The 25,483-nt window shown below is 60.4% G+C and carries 15 protein-coding genes; 5 read left to right on the top strand and 10 right to left on the bottom strand.

Annotated elements, in window-relative coordinates; translation table 11 throughout:
• The 10 genes from xylB to GIW79_RS19485 form a co-directional block, all read right to left on the bottom strand.
• The gene (gene xylB / locus GIW79_RS19530) at positions 1-1,482 is read right to left on the bottom strand and encodes a xylulokinase (RefSeq protein ID WP_198791050.1); all 1,482 of its coding nucleotides are present in this window, start codon (positions 1,480-1,482) and stop codon (positions 1-3) included.
• A 138-nt stretch (positions 1,483-1,620) separates the two neighbouring features.
• The gene (locus GIW79_RS19525) at positions 1,621-3,102 is read right to left on the bottom strand and encodes a mannitol dehydrogenase family protein (protein ID WP_236455738.1); all 1,482 of its coding nucleotides are present in this window, start codon (positions 3,100-3,102) and stop codon (positions 1,621-1,623) included.
• Between the two features lie 18 nt (positions 3,103-3,120).
• On the bottom strand, positions 3,121-4,224 hold the full coding sequence (locus GIW79_RS19520) for an ABC transporter ATP-binding protein (protein ID WP_236455729.1): 1,104 nt from the start codon (positions 4,222-4,224) through the stop codon (positions 3,121-3,123).
• A gap of 22 nt (positions 4,225-4,246) precedes the next feature.
• Positions 4,247-5,077, bottom strand: a complete 831-nt coding sequence (locus tag GIW79_RS19515) for a carbohydrate ABC transporter permease (RefSeq protein ID WP_005788583.1) — start codon at positions 5,075-5,077, stop codon at positions 4,247-4,249.
• A gap of 10 nt (positions 5,078-5,087) precedes the next feature.
• Positions 5,088-5,978 (bottom strand): carbohydrate ABC transporter permease, encoded by an 891-nt coding sequence (locus tag GIW79_RS19510; RefSeq protein WP_014718700.1) that lies wholly within the window; start codon positions 5,976-5,978, stop codon positions 5,088-5,090.
• Positions 5,979-6,112: 134 nt separating this feature from the next.
• On the bottom strand, positions 6,113-7,435 hold the full coding sequence (locus tag GIW79_RS19505) for an ABC transporter substrate-binding protein (RefSeq protein WP_054897451.1): 1,323 nt from the start codon (positions 7,433-7,435) through the stop codon (positions 6,113-6,115).
• Positions 7,436-7,869: 434 nt separating this feature from the next.
• On the bottom strand, positions 7,870-8,304 hold the full coding sequence (locus GIW79_RS19500; RefSeq protein ID WP_034127648.1) for a hypothetical protein: 435 nt from the start codon (positions 8,302-8,304) through the stop codon (positions 7,870-7,872).
• A 146-nt stretch (positions 8,305-8,450) separates the two neighbouring features.
• Positions 8,451-12,629 (bottom strand): dermonecrotic toxin domain-containing protein, encoded by a 4,179-nt coding sequence (locus tag GIW79_RS19495; RefSeq protein WP_236455727.1) that lies wholly within the window; start codon positions 12,627-12,629, stop codon positions 8,451-8,453.
• A gap of 330 nt (positions 12,630-12,959) precedes the next feature.
• Entirely contained in the window at positions 12,960-13,889 is a 930-nt protein-coding gene (locus GIW79_RS19490) for an AraC family transcriptional regulator (protein ID WP_054921441.1), read from the bottom strand.
• Between the two features lie 72 nt (positions 13,890-13,961).
• A complete protein-coding gene (locus GIW79_RS19485) occupies positions 13,962-15,251 on the bottom strand; it encodes a glycosyltransferase (protein WP_181125110.1) in 1,290 nt (429 codons plus the stop codon).
• A gap of 159 nt (positions 15,252-15,410) precedes the next feature.
• Between GIW79_RS19485 and tpx the strand changes: the two genes are divergently transcribed.
• The 5 genes from tpx to GIW79_RS19460 all read left to right on the top strand — a co-directional run bounded on the left by tpx (position 15,411) and on the right by GIW79_RS19460 (position 25,223).
• Entirely contained in the window at positions 15,411-15,911 is a 501-nt protein-coding gene (gene tpx / locus GIW79_RS19480; RefSeq protein ID WP_003190967.1) for a thiol peroxidase, read from the top strand.
• 231 nt (positions 15,912-16,142) lie between these two features.
• Positions 16,143-17,441 carry an MdtA/MuxA family multidrug efflux RND transporter periplasmic adaptor subunit gene (locus GIW79_RS19475; protein WP_106118030.1) on the top strand — a complete coding sequence of 433 codons (1,299 nt, stop codon included), beginning with the start codon at positions 16,143-16,145 and terminating at the stop codon, positions 17,439-17,441.
• Positions 17,438-20,539, top strand: a complete 3,102-nt coding sequence (locus tag GIW79_RS19470; protein WP_014718694.1) for an MdtB/MuxB family multidrug efflux RND transporter permease subunit — start codon at positions 17,438-17,440, stop codon at positions 20,537-20,539. Before GIW79_RS19475 ends, GIW79_RS19470 begins: the two co-directional genes overlap by 4 nt.
• The gene (locus tag GIW79_RS19465; protein WP_054921435.1) at positions 20,536-23,643 is read left to right on the top strand and encodes an efflux RND transporter permease subunit; all 3,108 of its coding nucleotides are present in this window, start codon (positions 20,536-20,538) and stop codon (positions 23,641-23,643) included. The genes GIW79_RS19470 and GIW79_RS19465 overlap by 4 nt, the downstream gene beginning before the upstream one ends.
• Positions 23,644-23,795: 152 nt before the next feature.
• Positions 23,796-25,223 carry an efflux transporter outer membrane subunit gene (locus GIW79_RS19460; RefSeq protein WP_057977224.1) on the top strand — a complete coding sequence of 476 codons (1,428 nt, stop codon included), beginning with the start codon at positions 23,796-23,798 and terminating at the stop codon, positions 25,221-25,223.
• Positions 25,224-25,483: the final 260 nt, after the last annotated feature.

The following is a 25,483-nucleotide window of genomic DNA, read 5'->3' as shown; positions in this document are numbered from 1 at the left end:
TTAAAGGGTTGCCACGTGCTGTTGATAACGCTGATACGCCTGTTGATAGGCACTGACATTGGCGGCCACGGGTAAGGTGCGGCTGGCCGGGTCAATGCTCACGCATTTGTCGCACAGGCTGGCCAGCGGTTCGCCGCTCTGGCACCACGCCGCCTGGATCGCCGCGCCCAGGGCGGCGGCCTCGCTCTGTTCGGTACACACCACTTCGGTGTGCATGATATCGGCGACCATCTGCCGCCACAGCGGGCTTTTCGAGCCGCCACCGATCAGGCGGATGCTCTGGCTTTGCAGGCCGGTCTGGCGCAGCAGGTCCAGGCCATAACGCAGGCCGAAGGTGGTGCCTTCGACCACCGCGCGGCACAGGTTGGCGCGGGTCAGGTTGGTCATGGTCAGGCCCTGCAGGCTGCCGGTGGCGTGGGGCAGGGCGGGTACGCGTTCGCCGTTGAGGAACGGCAGCATGCTCACGCCATCGGCGCCGATGGGTGCCTGTTCGACCAGGGCGTTGAAGGTGTCGAGGTCCAGTTCGAACAGCTCGCGAATCACCCCGGTGGCGTTAGTCAAGTTCATGGTGCAGATCAGCGGCAGCCAACCGCCGCTGGAGGAGCAGAAGGTCGCCACCGAGGCTTGGGGGCTGACGTTTGGCTGGTCGGCAAAGGCATACACGGTGCCCGATGAGCCCAGGCTCATGGTGATCACGCCGGGGGCGATATTGCCGGTGCCAATGGCGCCCATCATATTGTCGCCGCCACCACTGGACACCACCGCGTCGGGGTTGATGCCCAGGCGCTCGGCAATGGCCGGCAGGATCGTGCCCACCGCTTGGTCGGCCTCGATCAGTGTCGGCAAAGCGGCTTGCAGGCGGCCACTGGGGTCGATGTGCTGGAGCAACGCCACATCCCATTCGCGGCGGCGCACGTTGAAGTAACCGGTACCCGACGCATCGCCATACTCGGCGCAGGCGCGGCCGGTGAGCCAGTAGTTGAGGTAGTCGTGGGGCAGCAGGATATGGGCAATGCGCGCGAAAACGTCCGGGTGCTGCTCGCGGGTCCAGAGCAGCTTGGACACCGTGTAGCCTGGTGCGATGGCCACGCCCAGGCGCTCCAGAGAGCCGCGTTCGCCACCCAGATGCTGCAGCAGCCGGTCGTTCTCCGGCGTGGTTTCGGTGTCGCACCACAGCTTGGCCGGGCGCAGCACTTGGCCATGATCATCCAGCAACACCAGGCCGTGTTGCTGGCCGGATACGCCGATGCCGAGGATGTCCTGGCCATCCACGCCGGCCTGTTGCAGGGCGCGATGGGTGGCAGCGGTGAAGGCGTCCAGCCATTCCTGGGTGTGTTGTTCACGACGGCCATTGGCGCCGCTGATCAAGGTGTGCGCCGCGGCGCCCAGGCCCAGCACCTTGCCGCTGGACGCATCGAGGACGATGGCCTTGGTGCCCTGGGTGCCGCAGTCGATGCCGAGGTAGAGGTTTTGCTGGGTCATGATGGAGTGCTCAGCAGTCTTATTGTTGGATTGAAAATACGGTCAATGTGGGAGCTGGCTTGCCTGCGATAGCGGTCTGGCAGTCACCGCAGGGTTGACTGGACCACCGCTCTCGCAGGCAAGCCAGCTCCCACATGTTTAATCCGGTTTGTTCAGGAGGTTTTGCAGTGTGGCTGTGACGCCTTTGTCGCGCAGGCTTTCGTAGCAACGTTCGAACGCTGCCACAAACGCCGCCGACTTGGGAATAGCCGTGCCAAAAATCTCTTCCACCCCCAGCAACCGCTGGCTGATCAGCGCGTCATCGCTCACCAGCTCCTGGCAGAACGCTGCCCGTGGGTCCGGGATGCTGTAGTGCGCGCCGTTTTCATCCACGCCTTTCAAATACAGCGCCCAGGCCGCCACCACCAGGGCGGCACGGTCCGTGTCGCGGCCGTCGGCAATCAGGCGGTTGATGGTCGGCACGGTGAACTTGGGAAACTTCGATGAACCATCGGAGCATACGCGCTCCAACTGGTCGGCAATCGCCTGGTTGGAAAAGCGATCCACCAGGGTCTGCTTGTATTCGGTCAGGTCGATACCAGGTACCGGCGCCAGGTTCGGCGTGACGTCCAGGTCCATGTAGGCGCGCATATACGCCACGAACAGGGGGTCGTTCATGGTCTCGTGAACGAACCGGTAGCCCTTGAGGAACCCCAGGTACGTGAGGGCCAGGTGGCTGCCGTTGAGCAGGCCGATCTTCATTTCTTCATAAGGCGTGACGTCATCGGTGAACTGCACGCCGACCTTTTCCCAGGCCGGGCGGCCGTTGACGAATTTGTCTTCCAGCACCCACTGCACAAACGGCTCGCACACCACCGGCCAGGCATCGTCGATCCCGTGCTGGTCGTGCAGTTGCAGGCGGTGGGCGGTGCTGGTCATTGGCGTGATGCGGTCAACCATGGCATTCGGGAAGCTCACGTTGGCCTTGATCCAGTCATGCAGGCCCGCGTCGTGCAGGGCGGCGAAGGCCAGCAAGGCCTTGCGGGTGACGGCGCCGTTGTGAGGCAGGTTATCGCAGGACATCACCGTAAAGGCCGGAGTGCCAGCGGCGCGGCGCTGGGTGAGCGCAGCGCAGATAAAGCCGAACACGGTTTTAGGTGCCCTCGGGTGCGCCAGGTCATGCTGGATCTGCGGCAGGTGGGCCATGAACTCGCCGTTGCTGTCGTCGATGCAGTAACCGCCTTCGGTGATGGTCAGCGAGACGATGCGGATCTGGGGGCTGGCAAGTTTATCGATCAGCGCCTGGGCACCGTCTTCGGCCAGCAGCATGTCGCTGATCGAGGCGATCACGCGCACTTGCGTGTCATCGGTGTCGCCCAGTTCATACAGGGTGAACAAATAATCCTGGCCGGCCAGGTCATCGCGGGCCTTGCGGTCTTCACTGCGCAGGCCGACGCCGCAGATGCCCCAGTCCAGGCCCTCGCCGGTGTTCATCAGGGCATCGGTGTAGAACGCCTGGTGCGCACGGTGGAAACCGCCGACGCCAATGTGCGCGATGCCCTGGCGGACATCGGCAAGCGCGTAGGTCGGAACCTGCACTTCGGGCGCCAGTTGGGTGAGGTTGGCTTTATTCAGTTTCATCTGGAAATACTCACGAAATCAGGCGGCAGCGCGCAGTGGACGGGCCACGGCTACGCCATCGGTGTCGAACAGATGGCAGTGCGCCGGGTCCAGGTGCAACTGCAGCGTTTCGCCGTATTGGCTGGCCATGTCGCCACGGATACGCATGGTCAGCGGTTCGCCGTTGCGGGTGATGACGTGGCAGAAGGTGTCGCTGCCCAGGCGTTCGCCAACGTCAGCGGTCACGGTCAGAGTGGTTTGCCCTGGCGCGGCGATTTCCAGATGTTCCGGGCGAATGCCCAGGGTTACCGCGCTGCCCACGCTCAGGGCGGCGCCGCTCAACGACAGGCTGATCAGGGTGCCGGCGTCCAGTTGCACCTCGCAGCCTTGGCTGTCGACGCGGGTGACCTGGCCCTTGAGGAAACCCATCTTCGGCGTGCCGAGAAAACCGGCCACAAACAGGTTGGCTGGCTGGTGGTACAGCTCCAGCGGCGAGCCGACCTGTTCGATGCGCCCACTGTTGAGCACCACCACCTTGTCGGCCAGGGTCATGGCTTCGACCTGGTCGTGGGTCACGTAGATCATGGTCGCTTGCAGTTCTTTATGCAGGCGCGCCAGCTCCAGGCGCATCTGCACGCGCAGCGCCGCGTCGAGGTTGGACAGCGGTTCGTCGAACAGGAAAATCTTCGGATTACGCACAATCGCTCGGCCAATCGCCACGCGCTGGCGCTGGCCACCCGAGAGTTGCTTGGGCTTGCGCTCCAGCAAAGGCCCCAGCTCAAGGATGCGTGCCGCTTCGCTGACTTTGCTCTCGACCAGCTTCTTGTCGACACCCGCCAGGTCCAGGGCAAACGACATGTTCTTGCGCACGCTCATGTGCGGGTACAGCGCGTAGGTCTGGAACACCATGGCCAGGTCGCGCTTGGCCGGGGTGACTTCGGTGATGTCGCGGCCATCGAGTTCGATGGTGCCGTCGCTGACCTCTTCCAGGCCGGCGATCAGGCGCAGCAGGGTGGATTTGCCACAGCCCGACGGGCCGACGAACACCACGAATTCCTTGTCGTTCACTTCCAGGTCGATGCCCTTGATGATGGAAAAACCTTCGAAGCCTTTTTGCAGATTCTTGATTTTCAGGTTGGCCATGATGGGCCTCCTTTTCGAATTATTATTTGACGGCGCCAAAGGACAAACCGCGTACCAACTGCTTCTGGCTGATCCAGCCAAAGATCAGGATCGGCGCGCAGGCCAGGGTCGAGACGGCGGACAGCTTGGCCCAGAACAAGCCTTCGGGGCTGGAGTAGGAGGCGATCAAGGCGGTCAACGGCGCGGCGCTGGAGGAGGTCAGGTTCAGCGACCAGAACGCCTCGTTCCAGCACAGGATCAACGACAGCAGTACCGTGGACGCCAGGCCACCCTTGGCGATTGGCAGCAGCACGCGCACCATTTCCTGCCACAGGGTGGCGCCGTCCAGGCGGGCGGCTTCGAGGATGTCCTTGGGGATGTCCTTGAAGTAGGTGTACACCATCCACACCACAATCGGCAGGTTGATCAGGGTGTAGATGATGATCAGCGCAATGCGCGTATCCAACAGGCCAAAGCTCTTGGCCAGCAGGTAGATCGGCATCAGTACGCCCACCGGCGGCAGCATCTTGGTGGACAGCATCCACAGCAGCGTGCCCTTGGTGCGCTGGGTTTCGTAGAACGCCATAGAGTAGGCGGCCGGTACCGAAATCAGCAGGCACAGGGCGGTGGCGCTGAACGAAATCACCACCGAGTTCCAGGCGTAGGCAAAGTAGTTGCTGCGCTCGTTGATGTGCAGGTAGTTCTCCAGCGTCGGCGTGAAGATGAACTGCGGCGGCGTGGCGAACGCGTCGATTTCGGTCTTGAAACTGGTCAGCACCATCCAGAAGATCGGGAAGAAAATCAGGATCGCAATGGCCCAGGCCAGCGTGCCGAGCAACAGGCTTTGCAGGCGGCGGGATTGTTGAAGCGTCATGGCGCGGCCCTCAAGGCTTGTCAGTCAGGTTTTTGCCGATCATCCGCACCAGGATGATCGCCGCGATATTGGCGATGACCACGGCAATCAAGCCGCCGGCCGAGGCCATGCCCACGTCGAACTGCACCAGCGCCTGGTTGTAGATCAGGTAGGCGAGGTTGGTCGAGGCGTAGCCGGGGCCACCGTTGGTGGTGGTGAAGATTTCGGCGAACACCGAGAGCAGGAAGATGGTTTCGATCATCACCACCACGGCAATCGGGCGGGCCAGGTGGGGTAGGGTCAGGTGCCAGAAAATCGCAATGGCGCCGGCACCGTCCAGGCGTGCCGCTTCCTTTTGCTCTTGGTCTAGCGACTGCATCGCGGTCATCAGCAGCAGGATCGCAAAGGGCAGCCATTGCCACGACACAATGATGATGATCGACAGCAGCGGGTAATGCGCCAGCCAGTCCACCGGTTCGGCGCCGAAGAACTTCCACACGGCGGCGAGAATCCCCGACACCGGGTGGAAAATCAGGTTCTTCCAGATCAACGCGCCGACGGTGGGCATGATGAAGAACGGCGAAATCAGCATCACCCTCACGATGCCGCGCCCCAGGAACTCACTGGCCTCCAGCAACGCACTGATCAACACGCCGAACACCACGCTGATCAGCAATACGCTGCCTACCAGCAATAGGGTATTGGTGGCGCCAGGCAGGAACCCCGAGTCGGTGATGAAGTAGCTGAAGTTTTCCAGCCCCACGAACTGGTTTTCGCCGGGGTAGAGCAGGTTGTAGCGGATCAGCGAAAAGTACAGGGTCATGCCCAGCGGCACGATCATCCACAGCAGCAGCAAGGCCACCGAGGGGCTGACGAGAAACCAGCCGGGGTTGGCCAGGCGGTTTTTTGTGGGTGTATTCATGATAATCAAGGCCAGATAGAGACAGGTGCGCAAAAGCCCTGTAGGAGCGAGCTTGCTCGCGAAAAAGGTACATCCGACACCGCGATGTGCTTGGAATACCTTCGCGAGCAAGCTCGCTCCTACAGGCTATGGGGTTACTTGGGGTAACCAGCCCGCTTCATTTCCCGCTCGGTGGTGGTCTGCGCGGCGGTCAATGCAGCCTCGACGGTCTGCTGACCGGTCAGCGCACCCGAGAAGAACTTGCCCACCTGGGTACCAATCGCCTGGAATTCCGGAATGGTCACCAACTGGATACCGATATACGGCACCGGTTTCTCGGTCGGCTTGGTCGGGTCGGCCACTTTCAGCGATTCCAGCGTCACCTTGGCGAACGGCGCGGCCTTCATGTACTCCTCGCTGTAGGTCGAGGTGCGTGTGCCCGGTGGTACGTTGGCGATGCCATCGGTCTTGGCCACAAGTTGGCCGTATTCCTTGGAGGTGGCCCAACTGGTGAATACCTTGGCGGCATCCTTGGCTTTGGAGCTGGTCGGGATCGCCAGGCTCCAGGAATACAGCCATGACGTGCCCTTGTCGGTCTTCTCGTGGGGCGCAAACGTGAAGCCCACATGCTCGGCGACCTTGCTCTGGCTCTTGTCGGTAACAAACGAGCCCGCCACGCTGGCATCCACCCAGATCGCGCACTTGCCGCTGTTGAACAGTGCCAGGTTCTCGTTGAAGCCGTTGCTGGAAGCACCCGGCGGGCCGGATTTCTTCATGTTGTCGACGTAGAAGTTCAGCGCGTTCTTCCACTCGGGGCCGTTGAATTCCGGCTGCCACTTCTCATCGAACCAGCGCGCGCCGAAGCCGTTGGCCAGTGTGGTGATCAGCGCCATGTTCTCACCCCAACCGGCTTTGCCGCGCAGGCACAGGCCATATTGCTCTTTGGACTTGTCGGTGAGCTTGGCGGCGAATTCGCCGATCTGGCTCCAGGTCGGGTGCTCAGGCATGCTCAGCCCGGCGTCCTTGAACAGGTCGGTGCGGTAATAGGTGATCGAGCTTTCGGCGTAGAACGGCAGGGCGTACAGCGAGCCCTTGACGGACAAACCGTCACGCACCGAAGGGAACACGTCATCAAGGTCATAGGAAGCCGGCAGGTCTTTCATCGGCTCCAGCCAACCCTTGGCGCCCCACAGTGCGGCTTCGTACATGCCGATGGTCAATACATCGAACTGCCCGCCCTGGGTAGCGATGTCGGTAGTCAGCCGTTGGCGCAACACGTTTTCTTCGAGCACCACCCAGTTCAGCTTGATCTCCGGGTGCTCGGCCTCGAAGGTTTTCGAGAGCTTCTGCATGCGGATCATGTCGCTGTTGTTGACGGTGGCAATGGTCAGGGTTTGCGCGCCAAGGCTGACGGCGCTGAGGGTCATGCATGCAGTCATGCAAGAACAGGCAAGCAGGGTTTTTACTGTGAACTTCATCGCGCACTCCATTTCCGCGCCCAGGGGGCTACAGAAGGACGGTTATTGTTGTTGTGTCTTCCTACAAGGAGTCAGGAAGAGTGTGCGTTGATTACAGCCTTCAAAAGCGGCGGTGACAAATCCTTGGGAGCACTGGGACTGATACTTTTTTGCACTGAGAATCTTCGAGCGCGGATCAGGCACCCGAAGAGGGGTAATGCCTATTTGCTATTTATAGGCACTCCCCAGCCAAACGGCTGACGATGTATCCGATACAAAGCCTTCCAGCACAGGCCCATAACCTGCCTGTGCTTTCGCGTCATAGGCATACCAGCTACCGTTCTGGCATACCGCATTGAGTTCGACCGGCTCGTTGGCTCCGGAGCGCAGAATGCCTTGCGCCATATTGGCCTGCTGAGCAAATTGCTCGCCCAGTTTGCGTGGTGAACAGACCGTCAGGGGTGTATGGGTGCTTTAGTGGTTTTTTTTCGAACGGGCCCCAGCACGCTGATGCTCTCGATCACCATTTTCCGGTTGGAGTCAAATTTGAAGCTTACCCACACCTCGCCAGTCGCCGTGGACCTGATGTAGAACCGATAAAGGCTTGGCTTTTCGACTGATATGTCGTTGAGCCGTCCTGTTCCTTCCGGATGAGCGGCGATGAGTGTTTCACCGGCTTGTTCGCCGCGCAGCCTGATGACCACTTCAACGTCGGCGGCCCCGGTCAGCGCTTTGCCCCAGTCTCTATTGACCGATGTCGAGAACCAGCGACTTTGTTTGTCGTAATTGTCGATATGTATCTGGCCTTCGCCGGTCCAGCCGAAGGTCTCTCCGGGTATTTCAAAGCGGCTGAACTCATTGATTGCACGAGGGGTGGCTGTTTTCTTCATGACGGGGCTCCAATGGACTATTCACAGAGCCAGAGTTCACAATCGCCGTGATCCAGGGAACTGTCACATCTACCAGTTCAGACGGGTGGGCGCTTGCTCAAGCCAGGCTCTGCTCAGTCAACGGGTGCGCCGCCCTGCGCGCGGGCTCATAACCTCAAAGCTCGCGAGCTGGCGGAGGCGGGGGGAGTAAAGATTTTCCACTCATGGTCATGGGGTCGACGTGGGTTGGGGAGCTTTTCCAAAATCCAATACCTGTCCTTCATGACTTCGAACTGTGTGACAGTACCGACGGGGGCCTTCACGGGAACGTTCAAGCGTTTGGATAACTCTTCAGCGAAACCTGTACTGCCGGATTTACTACTGATCATTCTGATTTGGGTAGCGCTGGTTTTTTCCAGCATGGGCGCGATCAGTCCAACGAACGCTTCGGGTGAATAAGACTGCGCATTTTTCAATTCGCTTTTGAAGGTCACTCCACCTTTGTCGCCATGCCCAATGATGTTTAATCGGATTTCATTACTGCCCGCTGGTCGATCCAGGAAGTACTCATACTGGCCGTCTTCAGAGGGGGTAAAGGCAATACTGTTTTTAATTTTTTCAGGCTCGGGTAGATCCTTGAAATCCTTGTACTCACCCAGGGCGTTGAGTTCTTTCGAGGGGCTTTGAATTTCGGCAGGGGCCGCACTTGTTCGTTTCTTGGACGAGCCGAAGCGCTTGGGCCGGTAATCGACTTCGATCTCCTCCCAAAGAGGTTTTTTAATAGTGCCCCAGTTAACATTTACTTTTTTGCCACTCTGTTTTTCCACGTGGGTAAATATATCAACGTCTTTCAGTTGTTTGTTTAACTCCATCTCTGCCAATTCGATAATGTCGGCTTTAGAAAATCTTGGGTACTTTGCCTTGTATTTTGCAAGGGCAGTTTTGTAGATATCCTCAGGGTCTATGCCCGTACCAGATGTGTAACTCACGTCCACTGGGCCTTCATAACCTTTGACCGGCACGCCAGTCAGCGCGTGCAGTTGTGATGCCAGCGAGTTATCACCGCCCTTGGCGGAGTAACAGACCAGCAAACGCACTTCCGGGTAATTCCTGATGTCAATGCCACGGGCGAAAAGCTCATTATTGATGTCTTCAGCCGTAAAGACTTTGTCATTCTCCCCGACAATCAGCGCTCCTTGCTCACCTTCAGGCTTGGCCGCGTGACCGATGATATTCAAGCGTTTAACTTCCTCACCTTTACGATTGTAAGTATCTACATTGGTCTGGATCTCACCGTCCACAGGTGTGATCTTTTCCAGCGGGCCTCCCATTCGAAAGCGTTGTGGCGGCGGGGTAAGGCGTGCATCGCCGTCGATCAATACGCTGGTGTTGGTTGCCGACCTGTTTGAGGTGACGGCTGAAGGCTCCGACAATGAGCGCTCCTTGAACTGGGCGAGCAACGTCGTCAGGTTGACCAGCAGGTCCGTCAGGGCCGCCTCTTTATTTTGCGCGTCATCATCGAGCAGGACGCCCAGGTCATTGATTATGCCCTGGGACTGCATCATCAAGCCGAGCATGGCACCGGGCCCGCGCAATACTGGCAGGACAGAATTGAGCAACAGGAAACCGCCTTCCTTGAGGCTCGCCCAGCGGCTTTGTGCGTCGGCTGTCGATTGCTGTCCGGCCAAGGTGATCAAGCTGCGGGCGTTGGCTTCGTACAGGTGGTTTATCAATGTTCCCGCCTGCAGCGTCTGTTGCAGGCGGGTATCCATGGCCAAGGGAATAGTTTTGTTCATCGGGACAGAGCCCAGGTTTAAACCGAATATCACCAGGTTTGGATGTTTGAAACCGTTGCCACTGTAGGTGTTGCGGGTCTGTTCGTCAGGCAACCAGGCGAGGATGTCGTTTTGCAGCTTGCCTTTGTTCTGTATGGCTTCCAGCAGCGCCTGGCGGGTTGGAAACTGCATCAACGACGCATCGTCCATCAGGGGGCGGTACAGGATGTGCGGGCCGTTCGTGCTGTCCTTGGGTTCGATCAGATAGGCGCCTTCGACCACATCGGTTTTCCCATTGGCCCGGTTATCGAACGCCAGCGGTCGGATCACGATTTCCTGGCCATCAACGATCCTGGGGCCAGGGCCTGGCTTGAATAGCTCCTGAACGTAGCGAAAACCCGTGGTGTTGAAACCGGACTCTGCCTTGATGCTCAGTTCCAGCGCCTTGAACTGCAGCTCCAGCGGTACCTGCTGAGCGAACAGTGCCTGGCGCCGGGCTTTTTCGGTTTGGTCCTCAAGCAGTTTTTTCCTCAGCAAGTCAGGGTAGGTTTTGCCGATATCAAGGTCGTCGACCAACTGCTTGAGTACGCCTTCTTTCTCTAGCTCCGGCACCCTGACTTTGAAGTCAGAGCCTTTATACTTGAGCCCTGTATTGTAAAAGACCTCAATCTGGCCGCTGGGTAATCCTGACAAGTTATTGAGGAGCATGTCTGTCAGGCTCATGGTCTGGCGGACGATTTCCCCGGCGGTACCCTGTGCCCCATAAGCGACTTTGAAGACCACCTCGAGTTTAGCCGCGGGGTGCGCCGTGAGTTTTTTGCTTCTGGGCAAAAAGTCGAATTGCTGCTGGGCGAACGTGTGGATGTCCTTGATATCGCTGTTGTAGCTGCGGCCTTCGTTCAGTTGGTTGAAACTGGCCAGTCCCAGGCTGAGTTCATGCATGATGAAACGCTCGGCCTCGCCTGCGTTGCTCATCCAGTCGGGCAGTGTGGGCGGCGCCTGCACCGAACTGTCCGGGCCACGTGGGGAGGCAGGGGAAATCAGACTGCTGCCGAGATGCCGATTGATGAGGACGTCGGCCTGGCCATCGAACAGATTGCCGGTCATCTCTTCCTTTGAACCGCCCAGGCTTTCGAGCTCATCCCAACTGTTGAAGGGAGTGATTTTGCCGTTGGGCTCCACCAGCAGCAGGATGTCGCGATTGGCTTGCGCCAGGTAGCGATGAACCACCATGTTCGGTGCGGAGTCGGCCAGGCTGTAGACGGTGGCGCCCGATGAGTTGGGGTCAAGTGGGGCGGGGCGCGTGGCGCCTTCGGGATGCCTCACGACCATGTCGATGGTCTTGCGCTGTTCATCATCCAGGCCGGATTGTTTAAGGCTGGCCAGTTGCAGGTTGCTTTTCAGAATGCGGCTGACCAACGTCCGGTGACTGCCGCTGAAAACGGCACCGGTATCAATGCCCGTGTTGAACGCAGGTTTGGCCCAGTACTCACGCAAATTTGCCTCATAGGCCTGGTTCAGTCGGTCCGGCAGCGCACCCATGACGCCGCTCAGAGCTGAAAAGTCGAGGACTAGCGGAGTGTCGGCAGCGGTGCCTGTGCGTGCCAGTCGATCGGGACGCGTGTCAAACGCCCTGGCGGAATCGAGGAAGTCTGGGGCGTCACCGCCAGTCAGGTAGTCGAAGGCAAGTGCCATCAATTGTGTGCGCTTGGGTTTGGAGGGATTGTCCGGATCGGGCGTTTCAATGGCAATCTGGTTGATGTCGAAATCCAGCCCTGGAGAGGCTTCCTTCAGCCTGTTGCTGAGCACTCGAGCGACCACCGAGTAAACGTTGGGCTCACCGGCAAACTGGCGACGGGCAATATCTGCGACGGGGTCAGTGGTGGCGCTCGAGGTTCCGATCGGTGTGGTGGCCGGTTCTGCGCTGCCGGGCGGCGCCGGCGGCTGCACGACGTCCGGGCGTTGTGCCTGGGGGAACTTGCCAGGCTCAAGCATGACCTGCAGCGCAAGGTTCTGTATGGCTTCATCCCGCATATGCCTGACGTGCTGAACGTCCTGTCGGTGGGGCCGCGCAGCATTGCCTTCAGGAGCAAGTAGCGATGGGAATGTCTTGATATCCTGCAACACCCGGATTTGCTCGAGTGCCTCGGCCTTCGTCGTCGGAACCCTCATGGCGTAAAAAGCACCGACGGCATGGGTGGTGGCGGTGTGTTCGCCGATATACAGAATCGGGACGTTGTTCGTAGAGAGTTTGCGCACAACCTCGAAGACGTTGACAGCGGCTTCCTCGAAGCCATCGTCGTATTTGGAAAAACTGCTGCGTTTGCCGTTAATGGTGCCATCCAGAAATCCGGAAGGCGTTAGTTTCAGGTTTGAAATGTTGATGTTGTTATTCTTCGCAAACGTCGCGAACGGCTCGTTTTTGAGTGCGTGCGTCAGCTGTGACCAAAGCTGCCCGAATGTTGAGTGAGTTGGAATGTCATGGACTGTGCCGAAGGAAGACGGCATGTAACGGCTGGTAGCGTGTACATTGACCTCCTCCATCAGGGCGGTGGCGAGTTTATCTGCCATGTCCGCGTCAGCCTGACTCACCAACGGCTCGGCTGTGTTTCGGCCTTCCAGGGTCACTACACCGGCCGATGGGCTGCGTGGGGTCCGAATCAAGCTGGTTTGCGCGTCCACTGTTGCAGGGGATGGAGGCAAAGTTCGGGGCGGGGTGGGTAAGGGCGAGTACGTTGCAATAATGCTCATGGGGGCCTCATGGGTACGATAAGAAAGCGCGTGGTCAGCAACTGACTTGTCACTTTTTGGTCATACACAGGGAGGCGTTCCGCCCCAGCTATTACGGGATGTGATCGGGACAGGCGTGAGAGCGTTCGCCAGATGGCCAGCTTGCGGTTTTTAACTGAAGTGCGAGGCGTCTACCGGCATCAGGTTCTGCTCCGTCAACCGCTGCATCGCCAACCGTCGGTAGTGGGAAGGGGTCATGCCCTTGAGTTGCTGAAAGCGTCGGTTGAAGTTGGAAATATTGTTGAAGCCTGACTCAAAGCACACATCCGTGACGGCCTTGTCACCGTCCGCGAGTAATTCACAGGACTTGCTGATGCGCAGCCGGTTGACGAATTCGATAAAGGTGCGACCGGTCGCCTGCTTGAACACCCGCGAGAAGTAGGTCGGCTTCATCCCCAGGTATTGCGCCACTTCTTCCAGCGGTAGCTCGCGGGCGTAATGTGCAAAGATGTAATCCACTGCCCGGTTGGTGCGGTCTATGCTGTGCTCGTCGGCCAATTGCGGCGTGGTTACGCCGGACAGCAATTGGTAGTCCTCGCACACGCTCAACACGTCCAGCAAGATAAAAAACTGCCCCAGGCGCGCCATGCCCTTGGCGTCCTCGATGTGTTGCATCAAGGTCATGGCCTGGGTGATGGTTTTTTTGCAGCGAAATTCGATGCCGTACTGCGCGCGCTCCAGCAGCGGTGCGAGGTTCTTGAGTTCAGCAAAAATATGGCTGCCGCTCTCGAACAGGTCATCGGTGAAGTTCACCAGCATGTCACGCTTGGGCACCACTTCGTCTTCTTCCACCTGGCTGATCCAGTTATGGGGCAGGTTGGGGCCGGTGAGGAACAGGCTTTCGGGGTAGAAGTTGCCGATGTAGTCACCGATAAACACCTTGCCGGAGCTGGCGACGATCAGGTGCAGCTCGTATTCCTTGTGGAAGTGCCAGCGCACCAGCGGGCAGGGGAAGCCGTGTTGGCGATAGATGATGGACAGGCCGTTGTGGTCGTCCATCAACTCGTAGGAAGGGTCAGTAATGCGCGTTGCTCGGGTCATGCTGCCGTCGCTTTATTGTGATCGCTGCGTAGGATAATGCCCCGTCACGCACGTCCTCGCCAGCAGCAGTGTTTACAGGGTGCGGTTTTTCGCCTCGATCCACTGGGACATGTATTGGGTACTTTTATGCGCGTGGTGGCGCAGCATGCTGCCGGTGAAGTTGTCCCGGCGATGGGCAGCGAGGTCGCGGCGACAGCGTTCCAGGCATTCCACCAAGGCGGCCCCGTGGATGTTCTGGTCATAGCGCCGGGCCAGCAGTTGGCGCCCGTGTTCCTGGGCCCGGGTCCAGCGCTCACGGTCCTGATAAAGGGCCACGGCAGCGGCAGCCAGGGCCGGCGCATCCTGTGCAATCACGCCGGGCCAGGGCTGGTCATCGCCCATGGCCTCGGCGCCGATTGGGGTCGTGACACTGGGCGTGCCGCACAGCATGGCGTCGACCAACTTGCCCTTGATGCCCGCGCCAAAGCGCAACGGTGCCAGGCAGATGCGCGCGGCGGTCATGACTTGCAGCGCATCTTCGGCCCAGTTCATTACATGGAAACCCTGGGCCTGATTGTGCAGGGCGGTGGCCTTGGGCGGGGTGTAGGCGCCGTAGATATGCAATTGGGCGCCTGGCAGTTGTTGGCGGATCAGTGGCCACAGGCGGTGCTTCATCCACAGCACCGCATCCCAATTGGGCGCGTGGCGGAAGTTACCGATGCTGAGGAAATGCGCACGGTCGTCAAAGGGCGCAAATGCGTCGGTGGGCGGTTGCAGCATCAAGGGGCACCAGTGGAGCAGGGCGGCAGGCACCTTGAACTGTTCGGTGAGCAGGCGGATTTCCACGTCGGAGATCATCAAGCTGATGTCACAGCGGTAAATGGCGGCGATTTCGCGTTTGGCCAGGTCGGTGTCGGCCATGCGTTGGAACTCGTCTTCCAGCGCCGGCGCGAACAGGGCGCTGAAGTCGTCGCTGTCGGGTTGGGCTTTCACCTGCTCTTTGAGCCGCTGGTGACGGGCGTCGCGCAGGCTTTGCAGGTCGGAGGTTTCCAGCACGCGAAGGGCGTCGGGGCAGCATTGTTCTACGCGCCAGCCGAATTGCTCCTCCATCATGAAACGGTCGAACAGCACGATATCCGGGGCCAGTTCGCGAATAAAGTCGTCGAAACTGCTGTTATTCAGTTCGATGGTGCGTTCGGCGATCCCTAGTGCCGGCAAGTCGGCCTTGTGCTCGCCAATGGTGGCCGGGCTGCTGAAGGTAATGTCCCAACCTTGCGTAAGAAAACTCTCAAGAATTTGCATCATATGCCCGCCCGCGGCCGAGGAGCGGGGCTCCGGCCAGACGTAACCAATGACCAGGACTTTGGTGACAGGCTGATTCATCGGCAAAGGTTTCCTTGAAGGGCGGGCGAAAAGCGCGCAATTAAACCACAACCTGACGACATGACAATTTGTGTCTGGCGGTAGGTAGCGTCGGCACTTTGTGGTTAACTTCCGCCTCTCGAATTTGTTTAACCAAAAACCAGCATAAGGATTCCGTTCATGGCTCAAGTCACCCTTAAAGGCAACCCGGTCCAGGTTGAAGGCGAACTGCCGAAAGTCGGCGCCAAAGCTGCAGACTTCACCCTGACCGCCGGCGACCTGTCCAACGCCACCCTGGCTACCTTTGCCGGCAAGCGCAAAGTGCTGAACATCTTCCCAAGCGTTGATACCCCAACCTGCGCCACTTCCGTGCGCAAGTTCAATGCCCAGGCCAACGATGTGGCCAACACCGTGGTCCTGTGCATCTCCTCCGACCTGCCATTCGCCCAAGCGCGTTTCTGTGGCTCCGAAGGCCTGGAAAACGTTAAGAACCTGTCGGATTTCCGCAATGCCGACTTCGCCGTTGACTATGGTGTTTCCATCGCTGACGGCCCGCTGCAGGGCCTGACCGCTCGCGCTGTCGTGGTGCTGGATGAAAACGACAACGTGCTGCACAGCGAGTTGGTCAAGGAAATTGCTGAAGAGCCAAACTACGACGCCGCCCTGGCTGTGTTGAAGTAACTGTTTCTACGTATGACTGTCGTTTGGCAGTAACACGTATGATGCATGATTGCGGCCTGGCCTAGTCCAGGCCGTTTTTATTTGAGCGTCAGCGGTTTAGCGAAATAGCCGGTGGACTAAGATCAGAAGTTAAACGTTGTAAGCCCAAAGTAAATAGCCGGTAAAGGTGCTTTTCTTAAGGCCCCCCAGTGCTTATCTTTCAGCCTCCCAAAGTAGAAGCTCTCGCGCCCAATGGTTGATCACTCCATGCAATCCTCCCCCCGCAACTCCCGCCGCTGGCTGTTTGGCCTGCTCGTGCTGCTGGTTATCGCCGGCCTGTGCTGGAAATTCTGGCCCAGCGGCGCGGCCCATAAAGACGCTCCGGCCGGGCACACGGGTAAAACCGGCATGGCGCGCCCGGGCTTCGGCGGGTCCACTGGCCCAGTGCCGGTGCGCGTGGCCCCTGCAGTGCTGGGTGAGTTCCCGGTGTACTACAAGGCGCTGGGCACGGTCACGGCGCTGAACACCATTAATGTGCGCAGCCGGGTGGGCGGCGAGTTGGTCAAGATCGCCTTCGAGGAAGGGCAAATGGTCAAGGCCGGCGACCTGCTGGCAGAAATCGACCCGCGCAGCTACCAGAACGCCTTGCTCCAGGCCCAGGGCACCTTGCTGCAGAACCAGGCCCAGTTGAAGAACGCCCAGGTCGATGTACAGCGTTATCGCGACCTGTACGCCCAGGACAGTATCGCCAAGCAAACCCTGGACACCGCCGAAGCGCTGGTGTTGCAGTACCAGGGCACGGTCAAGACCAACCAGGGCGCGGTGGACGACGCAAAGCTCAACCTGGAATTCACCAAAATCCGCGCGCCCATCAGCGGCCGGGTCGGTTTGCGCCAGCTTGACGTCGGCAACCTCGTCGCCGCCAACGACACCACCGCCCTGGCGGTAATCACCCAGACCCAGCCAATCAGCGTGGCCTTCACCCTGCCGGAAAATACCTTGGAAACCGTGCTGGCTCGTTACCACGCCGGTAACAAGTTGCCCGTGGAAGCCTGGGACCGTGGCGACGTGAAAAAGCAGGCAGTCGGTGTACTGCAAAGCCTGGACAACCAGATTGACGTCACCACCGGCACACTGAAATTCAAGGCGCGTTTCGATAACAAGGACCAGGCGCTGTTCCCCAACCAGTTCGTCAATGTGCACCTGCTGGCTGATACCTTGAAGAACGTGGTGCTGGCGCCATCTGCGGCGATCCAGTTCGGCAACAATGGCACCTTTGTCTACAAGCTCGACGGCGACAAGAAGGTCAAGGTCCAGCCCTTGGTGGTAGGTGACACCGATGGCGAAAACACCGTGATCAAGGACGGCCTGGTCGCTGGCGACCGCGTGGTGCTGGAAGGCACCGACCGCCTCAAGGACGGCAGCGAGATCGAAGTGGTCAACGCCAGCAGCGAGGTGCCGACCACGCCGACCGAGCACCTGCAAGGCAAGCCCGCAGCGAAAGGGGAGACCGGGGCTGACGCCGGCAAGGCGCAAAAGGTCGGTTCATGAACCTGTCGCGCCTGTTCATCCTTCGCCCGGTCGCCACCACGCTGAGCATGCTGGCCATTGTCCTGGCCGGCATCATTTCGTACCGCCTGCTGCCGGTGTCGGCGTTGCCCCAGGTGGATTACCCGACTATCCGGGTGATGACCCTGTACCCCGGCGCCAGCCCCGATGTGATGACCAGCGCGGTCACCGCACCGCTGGAGCGCCAGTTCGGGCAGATGCCCGGGCTGACCCAGATGGCCTCTACCAGCTCCGGCGGCGCCTCGGTGCTGACCCTGCGTTTCAACCTCGACATCAATATGGATGTGGCCGAGCAACAGGTGCAGGCCGCGATCAACGCCGCCACCAACCTGTTGCCCAAGGATCTGCCGGCGCCGCCGGTGTACAACAAGGTCAACCCGGCGGATACCCCGGTGCTGACCCTGGCAATCACCTCCAAGACCATGTTGCTGCCCAAGCTCAATGATTTGGTCGACACACGCATGGCGCAGAAAATCGCGCAGATCAGCGGTGTCGGCATGGTCAGCATCGCCGGTGGCCAGCGCCAGGCCGTGCGTATCAAGGTCAACCCCGAGGCCCTGGCGGCCAATGGCTTGAACCTCTCGGACGTACGCGCCCTGATCGCCGCCTCCAACGTCAACCAGCCCAAAGGTAACTTTGACGGCCCCACCCGCGTTTCGATGCTCGACGCCAACGACCAACTGGTCTCGCCCGAGCAATACGCCGAACTGATCCTGGCCTACAACAATGGCGCTCCGCTGCGGCTCAAGGATGTCGCGCAGATCGTCGACGGCGCCGAAAACGAGCGCCTTGCCGCCTGGGCCAACGAGAACCAGGCCGTGTTGCTCAATATCCAGCGCCAGCCGGGCGCCAACGTGATCGAGGTGGTAGACCGTATCAAGGCCCTGCTGCCGAGCATCACCGACAACCTGCCGGCCGGCCTGGACGTGACGGTGCTCACCGACCGCACCCAGACCATCCGCGCTTCGGTCAAAGACGTGCAACACGAGCTTCTGATCGCCATTGCTCTGGTGGTCATGGTGACGTTCCTGTTCCTGCGCCGGGTCAGCGCCACGATCATTCCGTCCATCGCCGTGCCGCTGTCCCTGGTGGGCACCTTTGGTGTGATGTACCTGGCCGGATTCTCCATCAATAACCTGACGCTGATGGCCCTGACCATCGCCACCGGGTTTGTGGTGGACGACGCCATCGTGATGCTGGAGAACATTTCGCGCTATATCGAGGAAGGCGAGACGCCGATGGCGGCCGCGCTCAAGGGCGCCAAGCAGATCGGTTTCACCCTGGTGTCCCTCACGCTGTCGTTGATCGCGGTATTGATCCCGTTGCTGTTCATGGCCGACGTGGTCGGGCGGCTGTTCCGTGAGTTTGCCATCACCCTGGCAGTGGCGATCTTGATTTCCCTGGTAGTGTCCCTGACCCTCACGCCCATGATGTGCGCGCGCCTGCTCAAGCGCGAACCCAAGGAAGAAGAGCAGGGCCGCTTCTACAAAGCCAGCGGCGCCTGGATTGATTGGCTGATCGAAGCCTACGGCCGCAAGTTGCAGTGGGTGCTCAAGCACCAGCCGCTGACGTTGCTGGTGGCGATCGCCACCCTGGGGCTTACGGTGGTGCTGTACCTGGTGGTGCCCAAGGGTTTTTTTCCGGTGCAGGACACCGGGGTGATCCAGGGTATTTCCGAGGCGCCGCAGTCGATTTCCTTTGCGGCCATGAGCCAGCGCCAGCAGGAACTGGCGAAGATCATTCTCGCCGACCCTGCGGTCGAGAGCCTGTCGTCCTACATTGGCGTGGATGGCGATAACGCCACCCTCAACAGCGGCCGCTTGCTCATCAACCTCAAGGCTCACGGCCAGCGCGACTTGAGCGCAGCCGAGGTCATCACCCGCCTGCAACCGCAGATCGACAAGCTGGTGGGTATCCGCCTGTTCATGCAACCGGTGCAGGACCTCACCATCGAGGACAGGGTCAGCCGTACCCAGTACCAGTTCAGCATGTCCTCCCCGGACGCCGAGTTGTTGGCGTTATGGAGCGGCAAGCTGGTACACGCCCTCAGCCAGTTGCCGGAACTCACCGACGTGGCCAGTGACCTGCAGGACAAAGGCTTGCAGGTGTACCTGGTGATCGACCGCGACGCGGCCTCGCGCCTGGGCGTAAGTGTCTCGACCATCACCGATGCGCTGTATGACGCCTTCGGCCAGCGCCAGATCTCCACCATCTACACCCAGGCCAGCCAGTATCGAGTGGTGTTGCAGGCCCAGTCCGGCGAAACCCTCGGCCCGGCGGCCCTCAACCAGATCCATGTGAAAACCACTGACGGTGGTCAGGTACGGCTGTCGAGCCTGGCCCATGTGGAACAGCGCCAGGCGCAATTGGCAATTGCCCATATCGGCCAGTTCCCGGCGGTGATGATGTCGTTCAACCTGGCGCCCGGCGTAGCGTTGGGCAAAGGCGTGGAACTGATCAACCAGACCCAGAAGGACATCGGCATGCCGGTGGGCGTGCAAACCCAGTTCCAGGGCGCGGCCCAGGCGTTCGAAGCCTCGTTGTCGAGCACCTTGCTGTTGATCCTGGCGGCGGTGGTCACCATGTACATCGTGCTCGGTGTGCTCTATGAGAGCTACATCCACCCGATCACTATCCTATCGACCTTGCCGTCGGCGGCGGTGGGGGCCTTGCTGGCGTTGCTGCTCAGTGGCAATGACCTGGGCATGATCGCGATCATCGGCATCATCCTGCTGATCGGTATCGTGAAAAAGAACGCGATCATGATGATCGACTTCGCCCTCGACGCCGAACGCAACCAGGGCCTGGACCCGCAGACCGCGATCTACCAGGCCGCGCTGTTGCGCTTCCGGCCAATCCTGATGACCACCCTGGCTGCCTTGTTCGGCGCGGTGCCTTTGATGCTAGCGAGCGGCTCCGGCGCCGAACTGCGCCAGCCCCTGGGCCTGGTGATGGTCGGCGGGTTGCTGGTGAGCCAGGTGTTGACGCTGTTCACCACGCCGGTGATCTACCTGTACTTCGATCGTCTTGGCCGGCGCTGGCGCAAAGAGCCACAACGCCTGGAGCCGGTTGAGCCATGAACCTGTCCGGACCTTTCATCCGCCGGCCGGTCGCGACCATGCTGCTGAGCCTGGCGATCATGTTGCTCGGTGGCGTCAGCTTCAATTTGTTGCCGGTGTCGCCATTGCCGCAGATCGACTTTCCGGTGATCGTGGTGTCGGCCAGCTTGCCCGGCGCCAGCCCCGAGGTGATGGCGTCTACGGTGGCCACGCCGCTGGAGCGTTCATTCGGCGCGATTGCCGGTATCACCACCATGAGCAGCTCGTCGAGCCAGGGCTCTACCCGGGTGATTCTGGCGTTCGATTCCGACCGCGATATCAACGGGGCGGCGCGGGAAGTGCAGGCGGCCATCAACGCGTCGCGCAACCTGCTGCCCAGTGGCATGCGCAGCATGCCCACCTACAAGAAGATCAACCCGTCCCAGGCGCCGATCATGGTGCTGTCGCTGACCTCCGACGTGTTGCAGAAGGGTCAGTTGTACGACCTGGCCTCGACCATTCTGTCCCAGAGCCTGTCCCAGGTGCCGGGTGTGGGCGAAGTGCAGATCGGCGGCAGTTCGCTGCCGGCGGTGCGCATCGAACTGGAACCCAAGGCCCTCGATCAGTACGGCGTCGCCCTGGACGATGTGCGCAACACCATCGCCAATGCCAACCAGCGCCGGCCCAAAGGCTCACTGGAAGACAGCGAGCGCAACTGGCAGATCCAGGCCAACGACCAGTTGGAGAAAGCCAAGGACTATGAGCCCCTGCTGATTCGCTACCAGGACGGCGCCGCCCTGCGCCTCAAGGACGTGGCGAAGATCACTGATGGCGTGGAAGACCGCTACAATAGCGGCTTCTTCAACAATGATTCGGCGGTGTTGCTGGTGATCAACCGCCAGTCCGGCGCCAACATCATCGAAACCGTGCGGCAGATCAAGGCGCAGTTGCCGGCGTTGCAGGCGGTGTTGCCGTCCAGCGTCAAGCTCAGCCTGGCCATGGACCGCTCGCCAGTGATCACTGCCACCCTGCATGAGGCGGAAATGACCCTGCTGATTGCCGTGGGGCTGGTGATCCTGGTGGTGTACCTGTTCTTGGGTAACTTCCGTGCTTCGCTGATCCCGACCCTGGCGGTGCCGGTGTCGCTGGTGGGCACCTTTGCGGTGATGTACCTGTATGGCTTTTCGCTGAATAACTTTTCGCTGATGGCGCTGATCCTCGCCACCGGTTTGGTCGTGGACGATGCCATCGTGGTGCTGGAGAACATTTCCCGGCACATCGACGACGGCGTGCCACCGATGAAAGCCGCCTACCTGGGCGCCCAGGAAGTGGGCTTTACCTTGCTGTCGATGAACGTGTCGCTGGTGGCGGTGTTCCTGTCGATCCTGTTCATGGGCGGCATTGTTACCAACCTGTTCCGCGAGTTTTCCATCACCTTGTCGGCGGCGATCATCGTCTCGCTGATTGTCTCGCTGACCTTGACACCCATGCTGTGTGCTCGCTGGTTGAAGCCGCATGTGAAGGACCGGCAGACCGGTTTGCAGCGCTGGAGCCAGAAGATCAACGAGCGCATGGTCGCCGGCTACGCCACCAGCCTGGATTGGGTGCTGCGCCATCGGCGCCTGACCTTGCTCAGCCTGTTCGTCACCGTGGGCGTGAATATCGCGCTGTACGTGGTGGTGCCCAAAACCTTCATGCCCCAGCAGGACACCGGCCAGTTGATCGGCTTTGTGCGCGGTGACGATGGCCTGTCGTTCAGCGTCATGCAGCCGAAGATGGAGATCTTTCGCCAGGCGGTGCTCAAGGACCCGGCGGTGCTCAGTGTGGCCGGCTTTATCGGTGGCAACCAAGGCACTAACAACGCAGTGATGCTGGTGCGCCTCAAGCCGCTTGGCGAACGCAAGATCTCCGCCCAGGCGGTGATCGAGCGCCTGCGCAAGGAGGTGCCGCTGGTGCCGGGCGGGCGCTTGTTCCTCATGGCCGACCAGGACCTGCAGTTCGGGGGCGGCCGCGACCAGACCAGCGCGCAATATTCCTACATCCTGCAAAGCGGCGACCTGGCCGCGTTGCGCCTGTGGTACCCGAAAGTGGTGGCGGCGATGCGTGAGTTGCCGGAGCTGACCGCCATCGACGCCCGCGAAGGCCGCGGTGCGGCCCAAGTGACGTTGATTGTCGACCGCGACCAGGCCAAGCGCCTGGGCATCGACATGGACATGGTCACGGCGGTGCTCAACAACGCCTACAGCCAACGGCAGATTTCCACCATTTACGACAGCCTCAACCAGTACCAGGTGGTGATGGAGGTCAACCCAAAATACGCCCAAGACCCGATCACCCTCAACCAGGTGCAGGTGATCACGGCCGACGGCGCACGGGTGCCGTTGTCGACCATTGCCCACTATGAGAACAGCCTGGCCGACGACCGCGTCAGCCATGAAGGCCAGTTCGCTTCGGAGAATATCGCCTTCGACATGGCGCCCGGGGTCACGGTGGAGCAGGGCACGGCGGCTATCGAGCGTGCGATTGCCAAAGTCGGGTTGCCCGAGGATGTGATCGCCAAGATGGCCGGCACTGCCGATGCGTTCGCCGCGACCCAGAAAGGCCAGCCGTTCATGATTCTCGGCGCGCTGGTGGCGGTGTACCTGGTGCTGGGTATCTTGTATGAAAGCTACATCCACCCGCTGACCATCCTGTCTACGCTGCCGTCGGCCGGTGTCGGTGCGTTGTTGGCGATCTACCTGCTCGGGGGCGAGTTCAGCCTGATCTCGCTGCTGGGTTTGTTCCTGTTGATCGGCGTGGTGAAGAAGAACGCGATCCTGATGATCGACCTGGCGCTGCAATTGGAGCGCAACGATGGCATGAGCCCGCTGGAGTCGATCCGCAGCGCCTGCCTGTTGCGCCTGCGGCCGATCCTGATGACCACCCTGGCCGCGATCCTCGGTGCCTTGCCGTTGCTGCTCGGCAGTGGTGATGGTGCGGAAATGCGCCACCCGTTGGGCCTGACCATTATTGGCGGCCTGGTGTTCAGCCAGGTCCTGACCCTTTACACCACCCCGGTGGTTTACCTTTACCTGGACCGCGCGCGCCATCGCTTCAACGCCTGGCGCGGCGTGCGTACCGATGCTGCCCTGGACACTGCGCTATGACCGACTCAACCCAATCCCTCGTAGCTGCGGGCCTGCTGTGGCGAGGTAGCTTGCTTCCGCTGGGCTGCGAAGCGGCCCCCAAAAAGCCTGGGAGTGCTTCGCCCTCCAGCGCAAGCAATCTCCCTCGCCACAATAAAGCTGGCGGCAATGGCATGAAGTTATTGGCCGTGATGATGTGTGGTGTGTTGCTCAGCGCCTGCGCCATCGGCCCTGACTACAAACGCCCGGACGTCATCGAGCCGGTGCAGTTCAAGGAGGCCCAAGGCTGGCGCCAGGCTAACCCGAGCGACTCCCTGGCGCGTGGCGCCTGGTGGGAGCTGTACGGTGACCGACAACTCAATGACCTGGTGGTGCGCCTTAACACGTCCAACCAGACCGTCGCCCAGGCCGAGGCGCGTTTTCGCCAGGCACAGGCGCTGGTACGCAGCTCACGGGGGGCCTTTTACCCCAGCGTTGACCTGAGCGTCGGCAAGACCCGCGCCAGCCAGGGCACCGGCAGCAGCAGTGCCAGCCTCAGCAGTTCCAGCAGCGGTATCCGCGACACCCTCAACGCCCAGTTGGGCGTGAGTTGGGAAGCCGATATCTGGGGCAAGTTGCGCCGAGGCCTGGAGGCCAACGAAGCCAGCGCCGAGGCGAGCTCGGCCGACTTGGCCGCGATGCGCCTGAGCCAACAGTCCGAACTGGTGCAAAGCTACCTGCAACTGCGGGTCATGGACGAGCAGACGCGTTTGCTGCAAGCCACGCTGGACACCTACCAGCGCTCATTGAAAATGACCGAAAACCAATACCGTGCCGGTGTGGCTGGCAAGGATGCCATCGCCCAGGCGCAAACCCAGCTCAAGACCACTCAGGCCAGCCTGATCGATCTGATCTGGCAGCGTGCCCAATTGGAAAACGCCATCGCCGTACTGATCGGTGAGGCGCCAGCCAACTTCAACTTGGCGGTGAGTAAAGACATCCCGGCCCTGCCGCAGATACCGGTGAGCCTGCCGTCCCAGTTGCTGGAGCGTCGCCCCGATATCGCCTCGGCCGAGCGCTCGGTCATCGCCGCCAACGCCAATATTGGCGTGGCCAAGGCTGCCTATTACCCCGACCTGACCTTGAGCTTGGCGGGGGGCTACTCCAGCAGCACCTATGAAGATTGGATCAGCCTGCCAAACCGCTTCTGGTCGGTAGGGCCGAAACTGGCGATGACCCTGTTCGATGGCGGCCAGCGCTCGGCGGAAGTCGACCGCACCGTGGCCAGCTATGACGAGACCGTGGCCAAATACCGCCAGACCGTACTGGACGGTTTCCGTGAGGTGGAAAACTACATGGTCCAGCTCAAGGTGCTCGCCGATGAGGCGGTGGTTAGCAATGAAGCACTGGAAGCCGCGCGTGAATCCTTGCGCTTGACCGAAAACCAGTACAAGGCCGGGTTGATTGCCTATCTGGATGTGGTCACGGTGCAGGCGACGGCATTGAGCAACGAGCGCACGGTATTGACCTTGCTGCAGTCGCGGCTGGTGGCCAGTGTGCAGTTGATCGCAGCATTGGGCGGAGGCTGGGATGGCCAGACCTCCCTGGCCGAAAAGGAGTAACCGGATACGCCGCGCATCCTGTGGGTGCAAGATCAAATGTGTGGGCTTGCCCCAATGCCAGTCAGTCAAGCACAGCACCCTGGGGGGAGCTGGCTTGCCTGCGAAAGCGTTAGTGCAGTAGCAGATGCGGTGACTGACACACCGCCTTCGCGGGCAAGCCCGCTCCCACAGGAAATCTGCGCAAGCCCCGCACATTTTGATGTCCATGATGTGGTTGAAAACAGCCAGATAAAGCCAGCCGATTGACGCCAGAAATTGCG

The organism is Pseudomonas sp. PA-7-1E (genome assembly GCF_021605325.1).
GTDB classification, from domain to species: Bacteria; Pseudomonadota; Gammaproteobacteria; order Pseudomonadales; family Pseudomonadaceae; genus Aquipseudomonas; species Aquipseudomonas fluorescens_BV.
Note: the sequence above shows the minus strand (reverse complement) of the source record. Positions and strands in the feature narration are given on the sequence as shown.